The organism is Pseudoalteromonas sp. SG45-3 (genome assembly GCF_014164075.1).
GTDB classification, from domain to species: domain Bacteria; phylum Pseudomonadota; class Gammaproteobacteria; order Enterobacterales; family Alteromonadaceae; genus Pseudoalteromonas; species Pseudoalteromonas distincta.
Window position 1 is genome coordinate 230,531 of the sequence record NZ_JACJEN010000002.1, and the last position, 16,157, is coordinate 246,687.

The following is a 16,157-nucleotide window of genomic DNA, read 5'->3' on the forward strand; positions in this document are numbered from 1 at the left end:
TAAATTTAATGAGATTTAAGGGCCAGCTTTAAAAGCGGGCCCTTTATTTTAAAGCTCGAACGGTGCTACACCGACTGCCTTCATTTTATATCCTACCTGCGCGATTTCGCCCGACCATGTTTCTGTGCTTATTATTCCGGTTACAACGATTGCGTCGTATAGACTATCTATAGGCACACCACCTTTAATCGTTACATGGACTATTTGATTTGGCGGTGGTGGTGGTACGTGTATACAGGCGCCAAAATAAGGCACGAGTAAAAACTCAGTAATGACTTCGCTATCGCCCTCAAGTGGCACAACAAAACCTGGCAAACTTACCGATTGACCATCAAGCGCTTTTACCACTGGAGCATCTAAATCGGGTTGCACCCAGTTTTGATCGCTGCCTTCGTGATTAGCTTGTGCTTGAGTGTCTATTTGCATATGACCTTTGGGAATTAAGTCTTCCCAAAAAATTTCTTTTGGTGGATTGGCATAGCTCGCTACGCTTATAAATAATAAGCTAATAGCAGCAATGTATTGAAAAGCTGTTTTAAAAAATGTCATAAAATACCTAAAAATTATGCTTTTATACTCATGCCATCGCTGAGTGAATAAAAATAAGCGCGAGTAGCGGGTATTAAGCCAATAACAAAACCTGCGGCCATAATAACCCCGATTAAGCCCAGTTCATAGTAAGAGAGCATTGTGATATTTACGCTTATACCGGCATGGCTTTGTAAGTAACCGCTGGCTGAAAAAATAACTAAATAGTAAAGCGCACTACCCACTAGGCAACCAAGTAAAGTTGTCAGTAATGACTCAATACTTATAAGTGTAAATAAATGCCAAGGGCGAGCGCCTACTGAGCGCAATATAGCAAGTTCGCGACGTCGCTGGCTCAGGTTTGCAAGCAATGTCGTTAACATACCAAGTAAGCTAACTAACACGACAACAGCTGAGAATAGTAATAGTATTTTTTCTACTATGGCGAGCATTTCCCATAACTCTTTAAGTGTTACGGTTGGCATAATGCCAAGCAGGGCTTCTGGCTTATATTGATTTATATTGCGCCTAATTTGTAATGTATACAAAGGCGAGTTAAATCCCATTAAAAATGCTGTAATTTGCTTTGGGTGACCGACTAGGTTGTTATGTTCGTCATGCTCATGCTCATGCTCATGCTCATGATCATGGCTCGCTTTACCGCCGTGAATTAAATCGATTGCAGCCAAAGGAATATGCAGCGTTTTATCAACTGGCGTGCCTGTTGGGTTTAAAATGCCGACGACTTTAAATGGGTTATCGTCATGATGATGAAAACTGGTGTTCCCCATGCCGTGCGATATAACAATAGAGTCGTTAAGTTTGTAGCCTAGTTTATTTGCAACTTCGCTACCTAGCACCACTTCGTTAATTGCGGCAAAAGGGTGGCCTTTGTTAAAGGTTAAATTTTGTTTTTTTGCAAAGCGATAATGGCTAAAGTAATCAAGTGTTGTGCCTAGTACCGCTTGGCCTTTATGGCTGTCGCCTAGGCTTATAGGTATGCTCCATTTTACGCCTCGCTGACTTGTTATGTATTGATAACTTTTCCAACTTACGCCGTTATTAGTATGGCCAATTCTAAATACTGACGAAAGCAGCAACTGTATATCGCCGGTACGCGCACCAACAATTAAATCAGTGCCCGAAATAGTATTACTAAAACTACTTTTAGCATCAATTCGTACACGTTCAATACTCAAAAGTAGCATTACACTAATTGCGATAGTAAATAATGTAAGCAGTACACTTGCGCGGCGATTTAATAAGCTTTTGTAAGCAAGTTTAGCGAGAATCATACCTGCTCCTGCAAATTTATAAGATCAATGGAGCGGTTAAATAAAGGCTTTAGTGTTTCATCGTGGCTCACAAATACCAGCGTACTATTAGATAACTTTGCTTGTTCAAACAGTAGCTTTATAAAGCTCTCACGGTTATTTGTATCGAGTGCAGATGTGGGCTCATCAGCAATTATTAGTTCAGGGCTGCCTATAAATGCGCGAGCGGCAGCAACGCGCTGTTGCTGTCCAATACTCAGTGTCGCTACATCTTTATGGTGATACTGGGCAGTAAGGCCTAAAGCATTTAATAACCGTATCGCTTCTTTTTGTAAGGCAGAGTTTTTATTTGATGATTTCTTTAATATTTTTTGTTTTCGGCTTTTTGAAAACTCACACCCAAGCGTTATATTTTCAATAGGAGTTAAATAAGGAAGCAGGTTAAAGTTTTGAAAAATGTAGCCAATGTGATCCGCTCTAAAAACATCACGGGTGGTATTGCTTAATGTAGTTAGGTTTTGGTCTAAAATTGATACCTCACCGCTGGTGGCTGTATTAATGCCAGCAAGAATCGCTAATAAGGTCGATTTACCTGAGCCACTAGGACCGTGTAAAAAAATATGCTCACCTTTTTCTATAACTAACTCTTTTATGTTGAGCGTGGGTGAGCTATCGCTTTTATGCCACTTAAAAGTTACGTTTTTCAGGTTTATCATTATCAGATTACCAACCCCAGTAGTTTAGATCTTTACGCATTTTTAGCTGTCTTATTATATTTAATGGCTTGGGTTTTAGTTTTTCGTTACTTTGTAAAAATTCATTAGCTGCATTTAATACGCGTTGGCTAGATTGGCCATCGGTATACGGATGAAGTTCCTGGCAATAGCTTTCAATATTTTGCATTAAATCACTAGGTTTAGTAAGCACGTGTTCAATAGCTGCTTCTACTTCATCTGCGTCGGTAATATCAAGTAAATGAGGAAGTGGTTTTTGATTACAAAACGTGACTACCGGTTTACGTAGTAGTAAAAACATTAAAAGAACTGACGATGTATCGCACAGCATAACATCAGCAGCTTGCAGTAACGGCAAAACGTTATCGGTTTCAATAAATGTTAGATTTTCGTTACTCAGCGCTTTATATTTATTAACCCATTCGGCAGGCATTTTAGGATGAAACTGCATCAAAATACGCCACTTACCTTGCTCACTAAAATGTTTTATTTGCTCATATAATTTAGGAGCAAGTGATAGCTTTCGTGAGAAAGTAGAGCATATAAGTAAAGTAGGGCGAGGGTCGTCGCTTACATAAGGATTATTTGAAGTGTTACTAAAAAGTGGATCGAGTGTTGGCCAGCCAGTTTCAGTTACTTTAAAGAAACCATGCTGCTTAGCTAGCTCTTTAAATCGGGTTGTTGTATTTGGGCCTTGCGTACAATATAAATCGTAACAACCACGAATAGTAAAATGACCACGATTACCTTCAGAGCTGCGCTTTTCAGAATTAAAACCATGAAATACAGCTACTTTTTTACCTGGAATAAAGCTAGGTACTATATTACCCGGTATAAACGTAATGTTTGGAGCCCAGCTTTTTACATCTTTTATGGTATGTAAACGTGGCTCGTCTGTGGTTAAAAAATCGGGGTTCACTTCGCTACCCGCTAAAAACCAGCGTACTTCACCACCATGTGTCAATATTTGCGCCTGCAAAGGTCTCAAGATAGCGTATGAATAATTCTGAGAAATATACATTAAGTATTTTTTATTTTTAGTGGCAGTTAAGTAGTTCAAGCTATCTCCTCAGGCTGGTTAGCACATTAAGTTTACCCCATTGCGACTCGCTTATAAATATATGCCTTTATTTGTTTTAAGCATCCGATTGAGCTTTGAGGTTGGCTAGATTATTATACAGCCCATATAACCCCATACCATACTTTGCTCAAAGAGCATCCCTAACCCCGGAGATAGCATGACTAGCTATAAAGTTTTAGACGTAAACGATGATTTACCCATTCGTACCAAAGGTGAAGTACACAGCGGTAAAGTTCGTTCAGTTTATTGGTTAACTGATGAAGACAGCGCACGATTAATTAAAGATAAAGGCTACCAAGTACCGACAGGTACTGAGCTTGCTATTATGGTTATTTCAGACCGAATTTCTGCATTTGATTGCATTTGGCAGGGCGAAAACGGTTTAAATGGCGTACCAGGTAAAGGTATAGCGTTAAACTCAGTGGCAGCCCATTGGTTTAAGTTATTTGATAAAGCGGGTCTTGCGGGCAATCATATTGTAGATATTCCGCATCCGTATGTGTGGATTGTACGTAAAGCCAGTACAGTGAAGGTAGAGGCAATTGCTCGCCAATATATTACGGGTAGCATGTGGCGCGATTACGCTAAAGGCATACGTAACTTTTGTGGTATTGAATTACCAGAGGGTTTAAAAGCGAACCAAAAGCTTGATAACGTTTTAATTACGCCGTCAACAAAAGGTATTATTGAAGGCGTTGCTGATATTCCGCCTGTTGATGATGTAAATATTACTCGCGCTAATATTACTAATAACTTAGATGTATTTAACTTTAAATCGGCAGATGATGTAACCAAATACGAAAAACTGTTAGTTGAAGGTTTTAAATTAATTAGTGATGAACTAGCGAAGCTTGACCAAATTTTTGTAGATACTAAATTTGAGTTTGGTTATGTAGAGGATTTAAATGGCGCGCAACAGCTTATATATATTGATGAAGTAGGCACGCCTGATTCGTCACGTATTTGGGATGAAGCCGCTTACAAAGACGGTAAAATTGTTGAAAATTCTAAAGAAGGCTTTCGTCAATTACTGATTAATAACGTGCCAGAGAGCGACGTATTATTAAATAAAGATCGCATGAGTGAGCGTGAGCAGTTAGCTAAAGGTTATATTTTACCAGAATCAGTAATGCTTGAAGTGTCAAATACCTATGTTGGCATAGCGAGTAAAATTGTTGGCAGAGATATCGTGATCCCTGAAGATCCTCGCCAAGAAGTTATTACTATTTTAGATAACGATTACGGATTAATTGTTAAATAACAGCACTTAAGTGCTAATAAAGCCAGTAACTAAATCTTTATTTTTAGTTACTGGGCTATAATTCTTGCAATTAGTGCTCGTCTCTAATTAACTTAACCTAATATTAATGTTTAGGTATTGTTATGTTTGAACGGGCATTGCAAAAGTTTGCTAAAAGTCATTACTTTTTAGCTATAGGTTTGTTTTTTAGTCAGTTTGCTTTAAGTGCAAATGTTGAATTAGTAATAGAAGATCAACACGGCCAAAAGTTATCAGGTGCTGTGGTTGAGCTTAATATTGCTGGTAAACAAGCCACACCATCAAATTTGCCCATTGCTATAATGGATCAAGTCCATAAGCAGTTTTTACCCGAATTATTAGTTGTACAACAGGGTCAAAAAGTTAACTTTCCTAACAGCGATAATATTCGCCATCATGTTTATTCTTTTTCACAAGCTAAGCCTTTTCAACTAAGATTATATTCAGGCCAACCAAAAGAGCCCATTACGTTTGAGCAACAAGGGGTTGTTGTTTTGGGGTGTAATATACATGACTCTATGGTTGGCTATATTTATGTAGCTAACAGCGAATTCGTATATAAAACAGATAAAAAAGGCTATGTAAATTTGCCTATTAATACACTGCCTGCACAAGTGAGTGTGTGGCATCCATTACAAACAGCACCATTGGAGAATAAAAAAATGATAACAATTAATTCTCAAAAACAGTTACAGATAACAGTAAACACATCAACTCCAGCACCCAGAAATACCTTTGGTAGTAAGTTTAAGGCTGGTAATGACTAATAGTTTACGAAATCGCATAACCATTTTATGTGTTGGCTTAGTGTTATTAACCACTATGGTCAGCTTGTTTAGTTTTTGGTGGTCTACGAGTAAATTTCAAGAAGAAAAAGTAAATCAAGATATTACCGTAGCGCAAAATGTTTATAAGCAATATTTAAAGTCAAAAGAAAGCCTACTGTTAACCGCTGCAAAAGTACTCACCTCCGATTTTGGTTTTAAGCAAGCTGTAGCAACGCGAGATGCAGGTACAATCAGCAGCGTGTTGTTTAATCACAGTCAGCGTATTGATGCCGAATTAATGTTGTTACTTGATTTATCGGGTAAGCTAATTTCCGCCAATACTGACGAAGACGTTTTTGCACACAACTTAAAGCCCTTGATGGAAGAGCTTTTAAGTGCGCCAGAAGAGTCTAGTTTTGTGGTGCTTAATAACGAGCTGTATCAAATTATTTTATTACCTGTAAAAGCGCCACGTACAGTAGCCTATAGTTTGGTGGGCTTTAAAATTGACGACAATGTAGCCCATGAACTAAAAAGCTTAACAGGCATGGATGTAAGTTTTATAGGCAGTGCTGACGATATTGTTATTAGCTCATTAGCTAATCGTCCTGAGCAATTTGAACCTGTTAGCTATTTTAGTACCGTAACCACATCGCGGTTTTTTGGTGAGTATTTAGTGTTTCGTAACCGAGAAATAGATTTACCATCGTTGTTGACCCATCCCATAATTATTTTGCTGAGTGCCGATTTAACACAAAGTTATAGTGATTTCGAAAAACTGCTTTTTACACTTATTATTTTAGCTATTTTAACTATGTTTGTAGGTGTTATTACAAGCAGCATATTTGCAAATAATTTAACTACGCCACTTACTCAACTAGCTGTAATAGCAAGGCAATTTGCACAAGGGAATTATGCTTTTGAATTTAAAGGCCAAAGGCAAAGTACCGAAATAGACACGCTAGTCGCAGCGTTTGATAGCATGGGTAATGATATTAATCAGCGCGAGCAACAAATTAGCTTTCAAGCCCGTCACGACTCCCTAACAGGCTTTTATAACCGCTCAGCAATGCTTGAGGTGCTTGATGATGAGTTAGATTCATCAGCCGAGTACACGCTCGTTGCAATAGACATAAAAGGTCTTCGCCATATAAACGATAAGCTCGGTCCGCGCATTGGTGATGACTGCCTAAAGGCCGTTGCTTGCAGAATAAGTGAGTTTTCGGATGAGTTAGGGGGCTTTCATGCCCGTATTGGCGGCGATGAGTTTTTAACTGTGTTTCCGACTGCGGCAGCGCGTGAACACAAAAGCGGTATTGTTGGCTTAATGGCACAATTACAAGCGTGCTACACCATTCAAAAACTAAAAATTAACTTACGCTTTAGTGCAGGCATTGTGCAGTATCCTACACAAGGTATTGCAAGTGATGACTTAATGCGCCGTGTGCTAATTGCAGTTGAAAGTGCTGCAAACACACAAGAGAGCATACATTACTATCAAAATGGCGAAGACGAAGCGCACCTAGAGCGCTTAATAATGCTTGATGAACTAAAGCAGGCTATTAGTGATGACGATGGTCAATTGTTTATGACTTATCAGCCAAAATTACATTTGAAATCGCAAAAAATAGATAAAGTTGAGTCGCTTATTCGCTGGCAGCGAAAAGATGGTAGCTGGGTCAATCCTGAACTGTTTATTGACTTAGCCGAGCAGTCGGGGCTTATTGTTGAGCTTACTGGGTGGGTTGTTAATACGGTTGTAGCACAAGTAGCTGATTGGCAGTCTAAAAATATAAACTTACAGGCTGCAATAAATGTATCTGCGCAAGATATAGCATTTCCGGGCTTTCACGCTGCATTAGTTCGTACGCTTAAAAAGTACAAATTAGATTCTAAGCTGATCACTATTGAGCTTACTGAGCGCGATATGATCGAAAACGAAGAAAAAGGTATTAAAGCGCTCGAAAACCTAAAGGCAATTGGCGTTAAAATATCATTAGATGATTATGGTGTAGGGCAAACATCACTTGGTAGATTAAAAATGCTGCCTATTGATGAGCTTAAGCTAGATAAGTGCTTTATCCTAAAACTTGATGAATCGCAAAAAGATCAATTTATAGTGCAATCATCAATTACGTTGGGACATCAGCTAGGTTTCTCGGTTGTAGCTGAAGGGGTTGAAACGCTTGGCTCATTAAATTTACTTAGAGGCATGCAGTGCGACCATGCACAAGGCTATTACTTAAGTAGGCCTTTAAAAGCAGAACTATTAGAAGAATGGCTGGAGGAATACTATGCAAAAAATTAAATACTTATTAGCAAGTTTGTTTTTAATAGTTAGTGTGCCGAGCATTGCAAGCAATGGAAAACTGCTAGCTACGCCGGGAGTTTCTCAAATTGAAGGCAGTGGCGGCGGGGGGATTGTACCGTGGGCACAACTTGCTGGGTACGCAAGTGATGATGAATTTTCGGTAAATGGCTTTTGTAGTCGCGCAGATGTAACCGACTACACACTTGACGTATGTGGTGCACAACTTAATTTATTTAATCGTGTTGAGCTTAGTTATGCCCAACAGCGCTTTGATGTACCAGCACTTGATGCTGAAATAGAGCAATCAATTACAGGTGCTAAAATACGTTTGTACGGCGATATTGTTTACAGTGATTGGCCACAGCTTAGCTTAGGGATTCAGCATAAATCACTGGATGATGGCAGTATTGCAACACTTGTAGGCGCAGAAGAGACTAGCGGTACTGACTACTACCTCGCTGCTAGTAAATTACATTTAGGGGCTATTGCTGGCTATAACTGGTTTTGGAACGTAACTACAAGATACAGTGAAGCTAATCAACTTGGTTTACTTGGTTACGGTGGAGAAAATACTAGCGGAAAAGTATTATTTGAAGGCAGCACAGCACTATTTTTGAGTCGCGAAATAGCCGTAGGTGTTGAGTATCGTCAAAAATCAAATAACTTAAACTTAGGCGAACAAGATTGGAAAGACTTATTTGTAGCGTGGATGCCTAACAAGCATGTGAGTGTGACTGCGGCTTACCTTGATTTAGGAAGCATTGCAGGGGCTGACGATCAAACAGGTTGGTATTTATCGGTTACAGGGTATTGGTAATGAAAAGCGTTGGTATTTTTTTGATTTGTTTAGGGTTGCTTAGTGGGTGTGCAAATTCTACTAAGCTCTCACTTTATCAAAAGCTGGATGGTAAAGCTGGGATAGGCAGAATTGTTGATAGCTTTATCTATCAAATAGGCAATGACGAGCAGATAATTCATTACTTTGAACACAGTAATATAGCGCATTTCCGCCAAGGATTTATTAATCATATGTGCATGTTAGTAGAGGGCCCGTGTACATACGATGGTGACTCTATGGTGGCAATTCATACTGGTATGCATATTACAGAGAAAGATTTTAATCATGTTGTTGATTTGCTTATAAATGCAATGAATGAGCAAGATGTTAGCCATAGCTTACAAAACGATATTCTTTCTAGAATGGCGCCACTTCGTGATGAAATCATAAAAATGTAACTATAAAGCTTTCAAAGTAATTATTAAGTAAAGGGAACCTTGCTTTGATTGCATTGTCCACATAGAATTATTTCATAAAAACAACAATTGGCAAATATAGCTTGTATGGCTTATCTATTTATTTCTCGCAAAAATGTACACGCAAAATACTATAAAAAAATAATCAAAAAATTGTCGATGAATTGCCAATTACACATCATGGGAGCGCCTAAGCTTTCTGCTGTGAAATATTTAAAAGATGCGTTCCAAGTTAATTTTACTGGTGTAGTCAACTCTCAACTAAAACGTAAAAGAGCACGTAATACAACTTGGAATAATTCTATCGTTACTGCGGTTTATAGTGCTGGTTTAGTTTTATTTGAACGATTACGATACGCCAAGTATTTAGCCTTATTAACCGAGACTAATCCTGAATACATTGTCATTTGGAACGGCAATAAACTTCCAAATACAACCGTTGCTATGGCTGCAAAAGCATTAGGTGTAAAGCAGTTTTATTATGAAAATGGTTTACTACCCGGTACAAGCAGTTTAGACCCTAATGGTATTAACTATAATGCGTCGTTAAGCCGTGACCCTTCTTTTTACCTAAATTTTGACCCACAAAATAAGTTAAACTTTTCTGCGCCGGATTTAATTCCAAGAGCTGATCATAAAAAGCGCTGTGAATTTGAGTGCGCCGATGTGCCAGAACGCTATATATTTGCGCCTTTTCAAGTACCTCACGATACTCAATTAGCTAGCTTTTCTCCGTGGATAAACTCTATGGACATGTTTTACGACGAGGTGATTAAAGCCGTCAAAAGCTTAAATGATCCAAGTTTAAAAGTGGTTTTTAAAGAGCATCCGTCGTGGCATAAACATTACTCTCATCTTTATGAAAAAGATCCGATTGCAATTTTTGCTAATGGAAATCAAACGAGTGATTTGATTAAGTGCGCAGAAGCCGTATTAACGATTAATTCAACGGTCGGCTTAGAAGCATTACTGCTAAATAAACGAGTTTTAACTCTTGGACAAGCCTGTTACAACATTGAGGGTTTGGTAAAGCATGCGAGCACTGCAGAGCAGCTTGCAGCAAATCTGAACGAAGTAATGCAGGGCTGGCAACCAAATACATTATTAAAGGATAAGTTTTTTAGCTTTATTGAACATGTATATTGTATTCCTGGCGTTTGGAAGCACACTGAAGATAAACACATTAAAGCGATTGAAGCGCGTTTTACGGGTAATGATGAGTTTGCTAAATATCATGGTGATAAGGAATCGTAGTGAAAAACCTAATTAGCTGTCAGCAATTACACGAGCAAATTAATAATCCTGCATTAGTGATATTTGATGCAGGTATGCTGCGCCCAGGTGTTTTGGGTACTTATTCGCCACAAGCAATGCTGCCCAACGCTAAACGTTTTGACATAAAAAATGAGTTGGCCGATAGATCTAACCCCTTACCAAGTACGGTATGCAGCGAGCAGCAATTTACTCATGTTATGCAAAATGCAGGCGTAAATAACGATTCGTTCATAGTTGTATACGAAGATGGCGGTTTATTTAGCGCAGCAAGGGCGTGGTGGATGTTTAAAGCTATGGGGCATCACAACGTAAAAGTACTCAGTGGTGGCCTTAAAAAGTGGTTAGAGAGTGGTTACGCCACACAGCAAGGTTATAGTAAATCGTTAGGTAAAGGTGATTTTACGGCAAGCTATAATCCTGAGTATTTTATCAATAGCCAACAAGTGGTTGACGCAATTGATGAGCCCAGCATTGTATTGCTAGATGCACGTGCTTATAAGCGTTTTACAGGCGAAGAAAGTGAACCCCGAAAAGGCATGCGTAGCGGGCATATCCCAAATAGTCGCTCGTTGCCTTTTATGGATTTACTTAATAAAGGTGAAGCCAAACCACTTGCCGAAATTAAAGCGATATTTAGTGACGTGGTTGATGATGCGCGGCAGTTACAGTTTAGCTGTGGCTCAGGTATTACAGCGTGTGCTTTAGCGTTATTTGCTACTGAATGTGGTTACAGTAATTTAAGCGTTTATGATGGTTCGTGGAGTGAGTGGGGGGCAAGTGATTCATTACCCATCGCCACAGGAGAAAAGTAGATGTGTTGTGGGTTTAGAGCTTGCTCACGTTAAAGCCGCAGCGTCTCTAAACCTCTTTGTAAATAACAGTACTTAAAAATATTACTCACAAGGAGAAGTGAAAGAGAAGAAAATGAGAAGGTAAAAACCAGTGCTTGCTCGTATTTGAATACTCTTTTTATACAATCACTTACTCTAAAAGCGCAGCGCCTCTAAACCTTCTTGTGAATAACAGTACTTAAAATATTATTCACAAGGAGAAGTGAAAGAGAAGAAAATGAGAAGGTAAAAACCAGTGCTTACTCGTATTTGAATACTCTTTTTATACAATCACTTACTCTAAAAGCGCAGCGCCTCTAAACCTCCTTGTGAATAACAGTACTTAAAAATATTATTCACAAGGAGAAGTGAAAGAGAAGAAAATGAGAAGGTAAAAACCAATGTTTGCTCGTATTTGTATTAAGTAGTTTTTACTTTCTAAAACCATAAGGGCAATTTTTACAACCATTTTTGCAGCACGAACCACGCTTTAAAAAAAACCACTTACTAAATACCATGTAACCATTTTGCATGGTGTAGTCGAGCCCTTCAATTAAATTGTCGTTACCTCTATATTGCTTTGCAAAGTCTATTTGGGTTTTAATAGGTTGTGTATAAACACCCTCTAAAAAAGTATTTATTTTATTAAGCGTGCACTTGCGGCATAAACAACTTGTTGCTGTGATATCAAGCGGTAAAATAGCCGGCAGCTCATTGCACCAACACGCTGATATATCGTCTACATTACACGTTAGAGTACTGTGGCACTGAGTGCAGTTAAGTTGAGTCATTATAATTCTTTTTAGTAACAGTGAGCCAAGAATAACAAATATTATGAATACACAAAAAGCATTAGCTGAATTTATTACATTTGGTGAGCAAAGGGACGAAGCTATATCGGTTATCGTTTCAAGCCCTGCTGATAGCAATCAAACTCATTATACTCTCTCAACCGAGGTTTTAATTGATGTACTTAAGCGCTGTTTAAGTAACGAAATAGACTTAGATGATTTAGAGCTTTGGGCAAACGTAATTGAATTGCGAGATGACATTGATTGTGCTGAGCACGAAGGTTTTATTTATGCGCTCAGTAATAGCGAGCAAATGGGAGAGCTTAATCATCAAAAGCTTGCTCAAATAGTTGCATTAGTAAAAGTTTGATTTGTTTAAAAAGCGAGGTATAAAACCTCACCCACAAAAAACCGCACTTCAATTGAATGCGGTTTTTTAAATTGAGGACAACCGTTTTAAGCGATTATTTATGATATCCCAAGCACGTTTCTACTTCGTTTGTAGAACCTAAAATAACGGCTACTCGCTGGTGGATTGCATCAGGCTGAATATCCATAATACGCTCGGTACCGGTTGATGCGATACCGCCAGCTTGCTCTACTAACATAGCCATTGGGTTTGCTTCATAAAGTAGGCGTAATTTATTTGGCTTTTTAGGATCTTTGGTGTCGGTAGGGTAAGTAAATAAACCGCCACGGCTAAGCACGCGATGTACATCGCCCACCATTGCTGCAATCCAGCGCATATTAAAGTTTTTAGCGCGCGGGCCTGTATCGCCTGCTAGCAAATCATTGATATAGTTTTGCATAGCTGGCTGCCAATGGCGTTGGTTAGACGTATTAATGGCAAATTCGTTTGTATCAGCAGGGATTTCGGCAAAATCTTGTGTAAGTAAAAAGCTGCCTTGTGTTTTATCAAGAGTAAACATGCGCGTGCCTTTACCTGTAGTCAGCGCAAGCATTGTTGATGGCCCGTAAAGTACGTAACCTGCAGCAACTTGCTTATGGCCTGGCTGCATAAAAATGCTTTGATCAGCAGCGTCAGAGCCTTCAGGCGCTTCCATAATAGAAAATATAGTACCCACAAGTGAGTTAATATCCGTATTTGACGAGCCATCGAGTGGATCAAATGCCACTATAAATTTAGCGTCTGGGTTACCTGCTACTGTGTAGTCTTCTTCTTCAGAGGCGATTGCTTTAACCGTACCTGATTCCAGTAAAATATCTTTTAACAGCTGATTAGATAATACATCGAGCTTTTTTTGAGTTTCACCTTGAATGTTTTCATCAAGGGTTGAGCCTAATACGCCAGAAAGCGCGCCTTGACCAACGCGAAACGAAATTTCTTTACATGCCGCTAAAACTGTTCGAATTAATGATAAAAGTTCTCTTGAACAACCATCTTCAAGTAATACTGGAGGGAGTCTACGCATTCTATTTTCCTGATAACGTGTTAAAACTAATCATAATGTGAGAGAGATTAGCTTAGAGCGCTGAAATTCGTCTTAAATAACTGTATTGTTTAAATAGCACCCTATAATGGGACCACCTAATCGTACTTAAAACACAAATAACAAAGATAAGATTATGAAAAAAATACCACTACTAAGTTACATATTCTTTACTGTGCTGTGCTCTATCATAACTCAAGCGCACGCAGCAATTAAGTCAATTGATGAATTTACTACGCAAATGAATCATTTTCCGGGCTATTATTCGTTTTTTTACGACACCCAAAACGGAAAAGTATATTTAAAAGTTGATAAGTTTGAACAACAATTTTTACTGCAACAAAGCTTGCCTTACGGTATCGGCTCTAACGATATAGGCCTTGATAGAGGTCAGCTTGGTAATACTCACCTTGTGCAGTTTGAGCGTTTTGGCGACAAAGTAATGCTGCGGGCTGTAAATACTTACTATCGTGCTAACACAAGTAACAAGGCCGAACAGCAAAGTATTAAAGAAGCGTTTGCATCAAGTATACTTGCTGGTTTTAAAGTAGTCGCAGAAGATAAAGCCACAGCACTTATTGATTATACGCCTTATTTATTAAGTGATGTACATGGCGTAAGTCGCAAGCTTGCTGCACGTAAGCAAGGCAACTTTAGCCTTGATGAATCACGTAGCGCCGTTTATATGAATCGCTCAAAAGCATTTGTAAAAAACACTGAGCTTGAAGCCGTACTTACATTTAAGGGCACAAAACCAGGTGAATTTGTTCGCCAAGTAAGTGCCGACCCTTATGCGCTTACTGTTCATATGCATCATTCACTTATTCAATTACCAGATGATAACTACACGCCTCGTAAGTTTAATCCGCAATCAGGTTTTTGGAGTATAGAACATAAAGATTACGCAGCGCCGCTTGGTGAGTCTATGTATGTGCGTTATATACCGCGCCATCGTTTAACTAAAAAAGACTCAAGTTTACCTATTAGTGAACCTGTTAAACCAATTGTTTATTACCTTGATCCTGGCGTACCAGAGCCCGTTAAAAGCGCTTTGCTTGAAGGTGGGAAATGGTGGAACGACGCATTTACTGCTGCAGGATATAAAAATGCATTTATAGTAAAAGTGCTGCCAAGTAGCGCCGACCCTATGGATATTCGTTACAACGTCATTCAATGGGTACACCGTGCAACGCGTGGTTGGTCATACGGTAGTTCTGTAATTGACCCGCGTACAGGTGAAATACTTAAAGGGCATGTAACACTTGGCTCATTGCGTGTTCGCCAAGATATTTTAATAGCTGAAGCACTCGCTGCTCCTTATTTAAAAGGCAATGAAGTTGCTAAAAACTTGCAAGCAATGGCGCTTGATCGGATTCGCCAATTAAGCGCGCATGAAATTGGTCACACGTTAGGTATTGCTCATAACTTTGCGGCATCGGTAGGTGATAGAGCTTCTGTAATGGATTACCCACATCCGCTACTTAGTTTTAATGAACAAGGTAAGCTTGATGTAACGCGCGGCTATGCAACAGGCATGGGCGTGTGGGATACCCAAGTAATTAAATATGGCTATAGCGATTTCACTAACCAAGATGAAAGCGCAGAACTTGCTGCTATTTTAAAGGAGAACAAAACTAAAGGCCTTGAGTTTATATCAGATAGTGATGCTCGTGCTAAAGGTGGCGCACATCCAACAGCTCATCTATGGGATAACGGCACTAATCCTTCTCAGGAGCTTTTACGAGTTCTCGACGTACGTAAAAAAGCGCTTTCGCAGTTTGGTATTAATAATATTAAAACGGGCGACTCATTATCGCAATTAGAGGAAAAACTAGTTCCGCTTTATCTGTTTCACCGTTTTCAGGTTGAGGCTGCGGTTAAGCTTATTGCCGGTGTTGATTACGAATACGAAACACGCGGTGACTCACCCGTAAAAGGTGCGCAAGTGGTTGATAAAAAAATGCAACAAGAAGCGGTAAACGCTATTTTTGCAACGCTTAAGCCAAGTAACTTATTACTTCCTGAATCGGTACTATCACTTATTCCACCAAAAGCATACGGCGAGTCTAAGTCGCGCGAGAGCATAGTTGGGCGCACAGGGTTAACGCTCGATGCAATGGCATTACCCGAGGTTGCAGTGCAGCATAGCTTGTCGCTTTTATTAAATGCACAACGTTTAAACCGCCTAGCGCAGCAGCAAGCACGTAGTAATGACTTTTATAGTTTAGATGAGTTGCTTGAGGAGCTATATAGCCAAGTGTTTAACGCGTCATCACCTAATACAATGACAGGTAAAATAACTCAGCGCGTGCAATTTTTAACTGCAAAAGCCATGGCTGATTTAGTGGCAAGCGATAGTGTAAGCCCTGAAGTGCAAGCGCAGTTACGTTACTACTTAGTTAAGTTAAGTGAAGACTTTAACCAAAACTCAATGCTGAGCCATACAAGTACTGGCGAGAGTGCGTTTAAGCAATATTTAGCTGAGCAAGTAAATCAGTTTTTAATTAAAGGGCAATGGCCAAACAACTTTAAAGTGCTGCCAATCCCGCCGGGCTCACCAATTTAGAATAAAAAGTAGAAGC

General features: G+C 39.2%; 15 protein-coding genes. 9 read left to right on the forward strand and 6 right to left on the reverse strand.

The genetic code is table 11. The annotated features are described in order from the left end of the window. Positions 1 to 48: 48 nt before the first annotated feature. Genes H5126_RS03430 through H5126_RS03445 form a run of 4 tightly spaced genes read right to left on the reverse strand, consistent with a single transcriptional unit; the run spans position 49 to position 3,596 of the window. Positions 49 to 549 carry a DUF3299 domain-containing protein gene (locus H5126_RS03430; protein ID WP_004335523.1) on the reverse strand — a complete coding sequence of 167 codons (501 nt, stop codon included), beginning with the start codon at positions 547 to 549 and terminating at the stop codon, positions 49 to 51. A 14-nt stretch (positions 550 to 563) separates the two neighbouring features. Further along, positions 564 to 1,823 carry an ABC transporter permease gene (locus H5126_RS03435; protein WP_182758501.1) on the reverse strand — a complete coding sequence of 420 codons (1,260 nt, stop codon included), beginning with the start codon at positions 1,821 to 1,823 and terminating at the stop codon, positions 564 to 566. Continuing rightward, positions 1,820 to 2,518 carry an ABC transporter ATP-binding protein gene (locus tag H5126_RS03440; protein ID WP_024597019.1) on the reverse strand — a complete coding sequence of 233 codons (699 nt, stop codon included), beginning with the start codon at positions 2,516 to 2,518 and terminating at the stop codon, positions 1,820 to 1,822. Before H5126_RS03440 ends, H5126_RS03435 begins: the two co-directional genes overlap by 4 nt. Before the next feature lie 7 nt (positions 2,519 to 2,525). After that, positions 2,526 to 3,596 carry a CDP-glycerol glycerophosphotransferase family protein gene (locus H5126_RS03445; RefSeq protein ID WP_182695555.1) on the reverse strand — a complete coding sequence of 357 codons (1,071 nt, stop codon included), beginning with the start codon at positions 3,594 to 3,596 and terminating at the stop codon, positions 2,526 to 2,528. 178 nt (positions 3,597 to 3,774) lie between these two features. On the opposite strand from H5126_RS03445, the gene H5126_RS03450 reads away from it, so the two are divergent. The 7 genes from H5126_RS03450 to H5126_RS03480 all read left to right on the forward strand — a co-directional run bounded on the left by H5126_RS03450 (position 3,775) and on the right by H5126_RS03480 (position 11,315). Beyond that, positions 3,775 to 4,878 (forward strand): phosphoribosylaminoimidazolesuccinocarboxamide synthase, encoded by a 1,104-nt coding sequence (locus H5126_RS03450; RefSeq protein ID WP_182720742.1) that lies wholly within the window; start codon positions 3,775 to 3,777, stop codon positions 4,876 to 4,878. 122 nt (positions 4,879 to 5,000) lie between these two features. Then, positions 5,001 to 5,663 carry a methylamine utilization protein gene (locus tag H5126_RS03455; protein ID WP_182194018.1) on the forward strand — a complete coding sequence of 221 codons (663 nt, stop codon included), beginning with the start codon at positions 5,001 to 5,003 and terminating at the stop codon, positions 5,661 to 5,663. Beyond that, positions 5,656 to 7,971: an EAL domain-containing protein gene (locus H5126_RS03460; RefSeq protein WP_182712864.1), complete on the forward strand. Its 2,316-nt coding sequence runs from the start codon at positions 5,656 to 5,658 to the stop codon at positions 7,969 to 7,971. The genes H5126_RS03455 and H5126_RS03460 overlap by 8 nt, the downstream gene beginning before the upstream one ends. Beyond that, entirely contained in the window at positions 7,958 to 8,791 is an 834-nt protein-coding gene (locus tag H5126_RS03465) for a DUF3034 family protein (RefSeq protein WP_024597016.1), read from the forward strand. The genes H5126_RS03460 and H5126_RS03465 overlap by 14 nt, the downstream gene beginning before the upstream one ends. After that, a complete protein-coding gene (locus tag H5126_RS03470) occupies positions 8,791 to 9,210 on the forward strand; it encodes a group 1 truncated hemoglobin (RefSeq protein WP_024597015.1) in 420 nt (139 codons plus the stop codon). The genes H5126_RS03465 and H5126_RS03470 overlap by 1 nt, the downstream gene beginning before the upstream one ends. Before the next feature lie 105 nt (positions 9,211 to 9,315). Then, entirely contained in the window at positions 9,316 to 10,482 is a 1,167-nt protein-coding gene (locus H5126_RS03475; protein WP_182720740.1) for a capsular biosynthesis protein, read from the forward strand. Then, a complete protein-coding gene (locus H5126_RS03480) occupies positions 10,482 to 11,315 on the forward strand; it encodes a sulfurtransferase (protein WP_182720739.1) in 834 nt (277 codons plus the stop codon). The genes H5126_RS03475 and H5126_RS03480 overlap by 1 nt, the downstream gene beginning before the upstream one ends. 449 nt (positions 11,316 to 11,764) lie before the next feature. On the opposite strand, the gene H5126_RS03485 is transcribed toward H5126_RS03480, so the two are convergent. Then, complete coding sequence (locus H5126_RS03485; RefSeq protein ID WP_182720738.1) at positions 11,765 to 12,124, reverse strand: DUF5522 domain-containing protein; 360 nt, start codon at positions 12,122 to 12,124, stop codon at positions 11,765 to 11,767. Between the two features lie 43 nt (positions 12,125 to 12,167). Between H5126_RS03485 and H5126_RS03490 the strand changes: the two genes are divergently transcribed. After that, a complete protein-coding gene (locus H5126_RS03490; RefSeq protein ID WP_182720737.1) occupies positions 12,168 to 12,494 on the forward strand; it encodes a hypothetical protein in 327 nt (108 codons plus the stop codon). Positions 12,495 to 12,588: 94 nt separating this feature from the next. On the opposite strand, the gene H5126_RS03495 is transcribed toward H5126_RS03490, so the two are convergent. Next, positions 12,589 to 13,557, reverse strand: a complete 969-nt coding sequence (locus H5126_RS03495) for a class 1 fructose-bisphosphatase (protein ID WP_182720736.1) — start codon at positions 13,555 to 13,557, stop codon at positions 12,589 to 12,591. 154 nt (positions 13,558 to 13,711) lie between these two features. Between H5126_RS03495 and H5126_RS03500 the strand changes: the two genes are divergently transcribed. Then, the gene (locus H5126_RS03500; protein ID WP_182720735.1) at positions 13,712 to 16,141 is read left to right on the forward strand and encodes a zinc-dependent metalloprotease; all 2,430 of its coding nucleotides are present in this window, start codon (positions 13,712 to 13,714) and stop codon (positions 16,139 to 16,141) included. The last annotated feature ends 16 nt before the right edge of the window (positions 16,142 to 16,157 follow it).